Annotated in this window: 1 protein-coding gene; it reads left to right on the top strand. The window is 65.8% G+C overall.

The window, feature by feature from the left end; all coding sequences use genetic code 11:
- Window positions 1-14: 14 nt before the first annotated feature.
- Complete coding sequence (locus GWQ44_RS24760; protein ID WP_345894553.1) at window positions 15-10001, top strand: amino acid adenylation domain-containing protein; 9987 nt, start codon at window positions 15-17, stop codon at window positions 9999-10001.
- The last annotated feature ends 191 nt before the right edge of the window (window positions 10002-10192 follow it).

The raw sequence follows: 10192 nt of genomic DNA, 5'->3' as shown, positions 1-10192 counted from the left end.
GCGAAAACGTCAACATCGAAGCGCTGCGCGATCATCTGCACGCCCAATTGCCGGACTACATGGTCCCGGCCGCCTATGTGCGCCTGGACAGCCTGCCGCTGACCAACAACGGCAAGGTTGACCGCAAGGCCTTGCCGGCGCCGGATCAGGACGCGCTGCTCAGCCGTGGCTACGAAGCACCGCAGGGCGAGATCGAAACCATGCTGGCGCAGATCTGGGCCGACGTGCTCAAGGTCGAGCAAGTGGGGCGCCACGACAACTTCTTCGAACTGGGTGGCCACTCGTTGCTGGCAGTGAGCCTGATCGAGCGTATGCGCCAGGCCAGCCTGTGCGCCGATGTACGGGTGTTGTTCAGCCAGCCGACCCTTGCCGCTTTGGCGGCGGCAGTCGATAACGGACGCATGACCGCGGCCCCGGCCAATCGCATCAGCCTGGGCTGTGAGCACATTACCCCTGACATGCTGCCCTTGGCCGACCTGGACCAGGTTGGCATTGATCGGGTGGTCGCCGGTGTCCCGGGCGGGGTGGCCAACGTGCAGGATATCTACGCGCTGGCACCGTTGCAGGAAGGCCTGTTGTATCACCACGTCACCGCCAGCCACGGCGATCCGTATCAGCAGCACGCGCTGTTTGCATTTGACAGCCGCGAGCGTCTGGATGGGTTTGCCCAAGCCCTGCAGGCGGTGATTGCCCGTCACGATATCCTGCGCACCGCGCTGGTCTGGGACGGTCTGGAAACGCCGGTGCAGGTGGTCTGGCGCGAGGCGCCGCTGGGGCTCACGTCATTGCGTGTGGATGAAGACGGCGACGTGGCTGCGCAAGTGCGTGAACAACTCGACCCGAGTCGTTTCCCGCTGGACCTGCGCCGCGCGCCGATGATGCACCTTGGGGTCGCCCATGACCCCCGCCAGCAGCGCTGGATCGGCATGCTGGTCTTCCATCACCTGGTCAATGACGCCGCTTCACTGGGTGTGCTGACGGCCGAAATCGAAGCGCACATGCTCGACCGGCAGCACCGGTTGCCCGCCAGCGTGCCGTATCGCAACTACGTGGCGCAAACCCGCCAGGGCAAGGACCGTGCCGCCCATGAAGCGTTTTTTAGCGACATGCTCGGCGACTTTGACCAGCCGACCCTGGCGTTCGGCTTGCTCGAAACCATGGACGCCGCCAACAGCGAGCAAGTGCTCGGCAGCGTGCCGGCAGCGCTGGGGATGCGTATCCGGGCCCAGGCGCGTTTGGCCGGGGTGAGTGCGGCAAGCCTGTATCACCTGGCCTGGGCACAAATACTGGGCGCCGTGTCGGGCCAGGATGACGTGGTGTTCGGCACCGTGCTGCTGGGCCGTCTGCAAGCCGGTGAGGGCGCCGACCGGGCCTTGGGCATGTTTATCAACACCTTGCCGTTACGCGTGAAAATGGCTGGGCTGCAGGTCAAGGCTGCACTCAAGCAGACCCACGCCGGGTTGTCGGCATTGCTGGCCCATGAGCACGCGCCGCTAAGCCTGGCACAACGCTGCAGCGCGGTGGCCGCGCCAACGCCGCTGTTCAACAGCCTGCTCAATTACCGGCATGTCACGGCTGGTGGTGAACACAGCCAACAGGCCTGGGAAGGTATCGTCGGGCTGGAAAGCGACAGCATCGTCAGCTACCCGCTGGTGCTGGAAGTCGATGACCTGGGCAGCGAGTTCCGCCTGACCGCGCGCGCACCGCGCGCCATCGGTGCGCAGCGCCTGCTGGACTATCTGCTGATCAGCCTGGACAACCTGGCCAATGCACTGGAAATCGCGCCTCGCACGGCCTTGGCGCAACTGTCGGTGTTGCCCGTTGCCGAGCGCGAGACCCTGCTCGGGTTCAACGCCACCGACGCCGATTACCCACGTGATACCACCGTGGTGCAGATGATCGAGGCCCAGGCCGCTCGGGCCCCGGGGTCAATTGCGCTGGTGCTGGGCGACCGGCAGTTGAGCTACCGCGAGCTGAACGAGCAGGCCAACCGCGTCGCCCATTATTTGCGCAGCCTTGGCGCAGGCGCCGATCGCTGCGTGGCGATCTGCATGCCACGCAGCCTGGAGTTGATTGTCGGCTTGCTGGGCATCCTCAAGTCCGGCGCCGCCTATGTGCCGCTGGACCCCGAATACCCGGCGCAACGCCTGGCATTCGCGCTGCAGGACAGCCAACCGCTGGCGGTGCTGGTGCAGGACGCCAGCCGTAGCGTGCTGGGCGACACGGCGATGCCGCTGGTTGACCTGGCGGACGCCGCTTTGGCCGAGCAGCCGCTGGACAATCCGCCCGCCCTGGCCACGGCCAATGACCTGGCCTATGTGATCTTCACTTCAGGCTCCACCGGTCGCCCCAAAGGGGTGATGGTGGAGCACGGCTCGCTGGTCAACCACATCGGTTGGCAAACCCGTGCCTTTGGCTTCGACGCCACAGACCGGATCCTGCAGCGGACCTCGGTGGCGTTCGACGCTTCGGTCTGGGAGATCTGGACGCCGTTGGCCATCGGTGCGCGCCTGGTGTTGCTGCCGGCCGAGGCTTCGCGGGATGTCGAGCACATGGCGCGTACGCTGGTGGAGCAGGGCGTGACCATTGCCCAGTTCGTGCCGAGCCTGTTGCGCCTGCTGGTGCAATTGCCCGAGACGGGCGTGCGCTGCCGCTACCTGTTCAGCGGTGGTGAAGCCCTGGACCCGCAACTGGCCATGCAGGCTCGTGCGTTGACCAGCCACGGGATCGTCAACCTGTACGGGCCGACGGAAGCGACCATCGACAGCACCTCCTGGACCTTCAATGACGCCGGCCCACTCGATGTTGTGCCGATTGGCAAACCCATCGCCAACGCCCGCGCTTATGTCCTCGACGCGCACCTGCAAATGCTGCCGCTGGGTGTCGCCGGTGAGCTGTACATCGGTGGCGCCGGGGTGGCTCGCGGTTACCTGGGGCGTGATGACCTCACCGCCGAACGCTTCCTGGCCGACCCGTTCAACCCGGGCGGGCGCTTGTACAGAACCGGCGACCTGGTGCGTTACCTGGCGGACGGCAACATCGAATACCTGGGCCGTAACGACGACCAGATCAAGCTGCGCGGCTTGCGCATCGAGTTGGGTGAAATCGAGTCCTGCCTGGCGGCCCACGCCCAGGTGGACGAAGCGGTGGTGCTGGTGCGCAACGAGCGCCTGATTGCCTATTGCCGTGCGCCGGCGAGCCTGGACCTGCAGGCCTTGCGTGCGCAGGTTCAAGCGCAATTGCCGAGTTACATGGTGCCCCAGGCGTATGTGCTGCTGGATGCGCTGCCCTTGAGCCCCAACGGCAAGGTCGATCGCCAGGCGCTGCCGGACCCGGACGGGGCGTCGGTGCTGGTACGCGAGTACGAGGCACCGCTGGGCGAGACTGAAATCGCCCTGGCGCGGCTCTGGTGCGAATTGCTCGAAGTAGAGCAAGTCGGGCGTCACGACAACTTCTTTGAACTGGGCGGCCATTCGCTGTTGATGGTCAACCTGATGGGACGCCTGCGTGCAGCCGGCTTGCAGGCGGACGTGCGCACCTTGTTCGATCAGCCGACCCTGGCGGCGCTGGCCGCGTCGGTGGGGGCGGGTGAAGAGCAGGCGGTACCGGCCAATCTGATTCCGGCCGATTGCACCCGCATCACGCCGTCGATGTTGCCGCTGGCCACCCTTGACCAGGCGAGCATCGAGCGCATCGTCGCGACGGTCAGTGGTGGCGCGGCCAACGTGCAGGACATCTACCCGTTGGCACCCTTGCAGGAAGGCATCCTCTATCACCACCTCAGCGCGGTGCACGGCGACCCTTACGTCATGCAATTGCGCTACGCCTTCGAGCACATCGAGCGCTTGCATGCGTTCAGCGCAGCGCTGCAACAGGTGATCGAACGCCATGACATCCTGCGCACCGGCGTGGTCTGGGAAGGCCTGCAACAACCGATGCAGGTGGTGTGGCGCACTGCGCGGCTGTCGGTTCAGCGTGGATCGCCGGAGATCTTGCAGCCACGCTTGGACCTGACCCAGGCGCCGATGATGCAACTGCTGTACGCCGAAGAGGCCAGCGATGGCCGCGTGGTCGCCACGCTGTTGTTCCATCACATGATCCTCGATCACGTGGCCATGGAGGTGGTGCAGCAGGAAATGCAAGCCTTCCTCATGGGCGAAACGGCACAGTTGCAGGCCCCGGTGCCGTACCGCAACTATGTGGCGCAAACCCGCCTGGGGCAGAGCGAGCAGGCGCACGAACGGTTCTTCCGCGAACAGCTGGCGGACATCGAGGAGCCCACCCTGGCCTTTGGTCTGCAAGGAATTGCCGATGACGAGCCGGTGGAGGAAGCCTATGTGCCGCTGGACGCCGGGCTGAGTCGGCGCCTGCGCGTGCAGACGCGGCAACTGGGCGTCAGCGCCGCCAGCCTGTTTCACCTGGCGTGGGCTCAGGTGCTGGGCGTGGTGTCGAGTACCGAGCGCGTGGTGTTCGGCACGGTGTTGATGGGCCGTATGCAAGGCGGCGACGGGGCGGAGCGGGCGCTGGGGATGTTTATCAACACCCTGCCGTTGCGTGTCGACCTGGGAGGTGTCGGCGTGCAGGCTGCGCTCAAGGCCACCCATGCACGGCTCAACGGCCTGCTGGCTCACGAACATGCCTCGCTGGCCCTGGCGCAACGTTGCAGCAGCGTCGCGCAATCCACGGCGCTGTTCAGTGCCTTGCTCAACTATCGGCACAGCCAGGGCGCGCCGGTGTCCGCTGCCCAAGCCGAGGCCTGGCAAGGCATGCAACTGTTGCAGGCGCAGGAACACAGCAACTACCCGCTGACCTTGAGCGTCAACGATCAGGGCCAGGCGTTCAGCCTCAGCGCGCTGGTGGTGGCCTCGGTGGGCGCGCAGCGCGTCTGCGACTATGTCGTGGCTGTGGTCGAGCGCCTGGTCCAGGCGCTTGAGCACGCGGCGGACACGCCGATGCATCAGCTGTCGATCCTGCCGGCGCATGAACGCCAGCAATTGTTGAGCGGTTTCAACGCTACGCGGATCGACTTCCCCGTCGGGCACACCCTTCACCAGCGTTTTGAAACCCAGGTCGAGCTGTACCCCCACGCGCTGGCCGTGGTGTACCAGGGCCAAAGCCTGACCTACAGCGAGTTGAACCGGCAGGCCAATCAGCTGGCGCATCAGTTGCTCGATCTGGGCGTGCAGCCCGACGACCGCGTGGCCATCTGCACACGGCACAGCCTGGAAATGCTGGTCGGGCTGGTGGCGATTCTCAAGGCCGGCGCGTGCTATGTGCCGATCGACCCGGCGCACCCGGCCGAACGCTTGAGCTACCTGCTGGAAGACAGCGCACCCGTGGCCGTGCTGATCCAGCCCGCCCTGGCGCAACGCCTGCCAACCGTGACCGCGCCAGTGCTGGAGCTGGACAGTCGCCTGTGGCAAGGGCCGTCGAAGGGTAACCCGCAGATCAAAGGGCTCACCCCGGCGCACCTGGCGTATGTGATCTACACCTCCGGCTCGACCGGCTTGCCCAAAGGCGTGATGGTCGAGCACCAGACCCTGGAAAACCTGGTGAACTGGCACTGCGACGCGTTTGAGCTGCGGCACGGGAGTCACACCTCCAGCGTTGCCGGGTTCGGCTTTGACGCCATGGCCTGGGAGGTCTGGCCAGCCCTGTGCGTGGGCGCCACCCTGCACCTGCCACCGGCCCGGGAGGGCGGCGAAGACATTGATGCGCTGCTCAAGTGGTGGCTGGCGCAACCGCTGGACGTCAGCTTCCTGCCCACGCCGGTGGCGGAGTACGCCTTCAGCCAGGCATTGCAACATCCGACCCTCAAGACCCTGTTGGTCGGCGGCGACCGCCTGCGTCAGTTCCACACGCCACAGCGCTGCAAACTGGTCAACAACTATGGCCCGACCGAAGCCACGGTGGTTGCCACCTCCGGTGTGGTCGAGGCCGGGCAGGCGCTGCATATCGGCAGGCCGGTGGCCAACACCCAGGTCTACCTGCTGGACGCGCAGCAACAGCCGGTGCCCGTCGGTGTCGCCGGCGAGCTGTACGTGGCCGGGGCCGGGGTGGCGCGCGGTTACCTGAACCGTGCGCAAATGACCGCCGAGCGTTTCCTCAAGGATCCGTTCAGCCACGACCCGCAGGCGCGTATGTACCGCACCGGCGACCTGGCGCGCTGGTTGCCGGACGGCACACTGGATTACCTGGGGCGTAACGATGACCAGGTGAAGATCCGCGGTGTGCGCATCGAACTGGGGGAAATCGAAACCCGCCTGGGCGAGCATGCCCAGGTTCGCGAAGCCGTGGTGCTGGCGCGGGAGGCGCGCCTGGTGGCTTACTTCACCGAGACCCAAGCCGTGTCGATCGAGGACTTGCGTGGTTGGTTGCAGGCGCAGTTGCCCGAGTACATGGTGCCGAGCGCCTATGTGCGGCTCGACCATATGCCGCTCACCGCCAACGGCAAGCTCGACCGCCGGGCACTGCCGGAACCGGGGCTGGATGCGCTGATCAGCCGTGGCTATGAAGCACCTGAAGGGGACGTGGAAACCACCCTGGCGCAGATCTGGGCCGACGTGCTCAAGCTGGAGCAGGTGGGGCGTCACGACAACTTCTTTGAACTGGGCGGGCATTCATTGCTGGCGGTGGGCCTGGTGGAACGGATGCGCCAGGCCGGGTTGCAGGCCGATGTCCGTGTGCTGTTCAGCCAGCCAACCCTGGCGGCGCTCGCCGCTTCCGTGGGCGCCGGTCATGAAGTGGCGGTGCCGCGCAATCGCATCGAGCCGGGTTGCACGCACATCACCCCGGACCTGCTGCCCCTGGCCACACTGGATCAGGCAAGTATCGAGCGGATTGTCGCCAGTGTTCCGGGCGGCGTGGCCAACGTGCAGGACATCTATGCCCTGGCACCGCTGCAGGAGGGCTTGTTGTACCACCATATCAGCGCCGAACAGGGCGACCCGTACCAGCAACATGCGCTGTTCGCGTTCGACAGCCGCCAGCGCCTGGAAGGGTTTGCCCAGGCCCTGCAACGGGTGATCGCGCGCCATGACATCCTGCGTACCGGCCTGTTCTGGGCGCAACTGGAAGCACCGGTGCAAGTGGTCTGGCGCGAGGCGCCGCTGACGGTCGAGGAGTTCGTCCCGCAAGCGGGCGAGGTGCTGGCGCAACTGCGCGAACACTTCAGCCTGGGACGTCACCGCATGGACATCCGCCAGGCACCGATGATGCATCTGGGCTTCGCCCATGATCCGCAGCATCAGCGCTGGATCGGCATGCTCAGCTTCCACCACCTGGTCAATGACGCCACGTCCATGGGCGTGCTGGTGGCGGAAATCGAAGCGCACATGAGTGGTCGCGAGGCGCAACTGGGGGCGTCGGTGCCGTACCGCAACTATGTCGCCCAGGCCATGCAGGGCAAGGACCGCGCGGCCCACGAGGCGTTCTTTGCCGAGATGCTCGGCGATGTCGACGAGCCGACGCTGCCGTTTGGCGTGCAACGCATCGACAGCGAGCGCGACCCCAGCGAAGAGGCCGAACACTGGCTGGGCGCGGTGTTCAGCCAGCGTCTGCGTCAGCAGGCGCGGCAACTGGGGGTCAGTGCGGCCAGCCTGTATCACTGGGCATGGGCGCAGGTGGTCGGCGCGCTGTCGGCGCGCGACGACGTGGTGTTCGGCACGGTGTTGCTCGGCCGCTTGCAGGCCGGCGAAGGCGCCGACCGCTCCCTGGGCATGTTCATCAATACCTTGCCGCTGCGTGTGCGCCTGAGCGATGACAGTGTGTCGCTGGCCGTCAAGCGTACTCATGCCGCCTTGAGCCAGTTGCTCGCCCATGAGCATGCGTCATTGACCCTGGCTCAACGCTGCAGTGGGGTTGCCGCGCCGGCGCCGCTGTTCAGTGCCTTGCTCAATTACCGTCACGGCTCGGCCAGCGTCAGCGACGCCAGCCGGGCGGCATGGGAAGGGATCGAAATGATCGGCGGTGAAGGGGTCGACAGCTATCCGTTGATTCTTTCGGTGGACGATGTGGGCGAGGACTTCCGGGTCAATGCCCTGGCGCCGCGGTCGGTCGGTGCACAGCGCGTGCTGGGGTACATGACCACGGTACTGGGCGATCTGCTCGATGCCCTGGAGCAGGCACCCCACGCAGCTTTCCAGCACTCGTCGATCCTGCCCGCAGAGGAGCGCCGGCATGTGCTGCACGGGTTCAATGCCACCGCACGTGACTATCCGGCGAGCACGCCGGTGCACCAGGTGTTCGAGTCGTGGGCACAGGCGCAGCCGCAGGCCGTGGCGGCGGAGCATGGCGAGCAACAGCTGAGCTATGCCGAGCTGAACGCCCGTGCCAACCGTCTGGCCCATCACCTGGCCAGCCTGGGGATGGCGGCGGGGTCAAGCGTGGCCGTGCTGCTGGAACGTTCGATTGACCTGCTCGTGAGCCAACTGGCCCTCAGCAAATGCGCGCTGGTGTATGTGCCGCTGGACGTCAATGCGCCGGTCGAACGCCAGGCCTTCATGCTCAGCGACAGCCAGGCGACGTTACTGTTGAGCCACGCCGGGCTGGGCAAGGCGTTGCAGGTGCAGCGGCTCGATCTGGATCAGACGCACTTGCGCCACTTGTCTGATGACAACCCGGCGCTCGTGGTCAGCAGCGAGGCGGCGGCGTACATCATGTACACCTCCGGCTCCACCGGTACGCCCAAGGGGGTGCGGGTGCCGCATCGAGCCATCACACGACTGGTGATCAACAACGGCTATGCCGATTTCAATCAGCACGACCGCGTGGCGTTCGCGTCCAACCCGGCATTTGACGCCAGCACCCTGGAAGTCTGGGCGCCGCTGCTCAATGGCGGCGCGGTGGTGGTGATCGACCAGGACAAGCTCTTGGCGCAACAGCAGTTTGCCGCTCTGTTGCAGCAGCAGGCCGTCAGTGTGCTGTGGATGACCGCCGGGTTGTTCCATCAGTACGCCGAGGGTTTGCTGGAAGCCTTTGCGCGCCTGCGGTACCTGATCGTCGGCGGCGATGTGCTGGACCCGAGCGTGATTGCCCGTGTACTCAAAGGCGGTGCCCCACAGCATCTGCTGAACGGCTATGGCCCGACAGAGGCCACCACGTTCTCGACCACCCATGAGATCACCCGGGCGGATGAGGGCAGCATTCCGATTGGCAAACCGGTCGGCAACAGCCGCGCTTATGTGCTTGATGCGCATCAGCAACCGGTGCCGGTCGGGGTGACCGGTGAGCTGTATGTCGGCGGCCAGGGTGTGGCGCTGGGGTACCTCAACCGGGCTGAGTTGACGGCGGAGAAATTCCTCGCCGACCCGTTCAGCGACGGCGGCCTGATGTACCGCACCGGCGACCTGGTGGCCTGGCGCGCCGACGGTACGTTGCAGTATCAGGGGCGCAACGACCAGCAGGTGAAGATCCGTGGCTTCCGTATCGAACTGGGCGAGATCGAAATCCGTTTGGCCGGCTGCCCCGGGGTCAAGGATGCCGTGGTGCTGGCCCGTCAGGACGAGCCGGGGCACAAGCGTCTGGTGGCGTATTTTACCGAACGCGAAAGCCTGGATATCGAGGCGCTGCGCGCCCGTCTGCAGGGGCAGTTGCCGGAGTACATGGTACCGGCGGCCTATGTACGCCTGGACAGCCTGCCGCTGACCGGCAACGGCAAAGTCGACCGTAAGGCCTTGCCCGCACCGGACCAGGACGCGCTGCTCAGCCGTGCCTACGAGGCGCCCCAGGGGCCGGTGGAAGTGGCATTGGCGCAGCTGTGGCAAACGCTGCTCAAGGTTGAACAGGTGGGGCGTCATGACCACTTCTTCGAGCTGGGTGGGCATTCGTTGCTGGCGGTCAGCCTGGTTGAGCAGATGCGCAAGCAAGGGCTGGACGCTGACTTGCGCGTGCTGCTCGCCCAACCGACGCTGGCCGCCATGGCAGCAGCGGTGGGGCAGGTGGAGCACGTGGTGGTGCCGCAATCCAGTGTGCCGACGCTTGAACGCAAGCGGCGCATTTGACGCGAGGCCCAACAGCTCCCTTGTGGGAGCTGTTGGGCTTTGGCCGGAAGGCTCGCGCATGGGCGCGTCGATGTGGCCAATCTGGCTGGCATAACCCTCAACTGTCGGAGCCGGGCAAACCGGCTCCCGCCTGTTTATCCGCAGGGCACCCCTGCATTGTCCCGGCTTCCCATGACATACACCTCAGTGCG

This window comes from Pseudomonas sp. 3MA1 (assembly GCF_029237275.1).
In the GTDB taxonomy this organism is placed as follows: domain Bacteria; phylum Pseudomonadota; class Gammaproteobacteria; order Pseudomonadales; family Pseudomonadaceae; genus Aquipseudomonas; species Aquipseudomonas fluorescens_AP.
The sequence above is the reverse complement of the archived record's forward strand: the minus strand, read 5'-3'. Positions and strand labels throughout refer to the sequence as shown.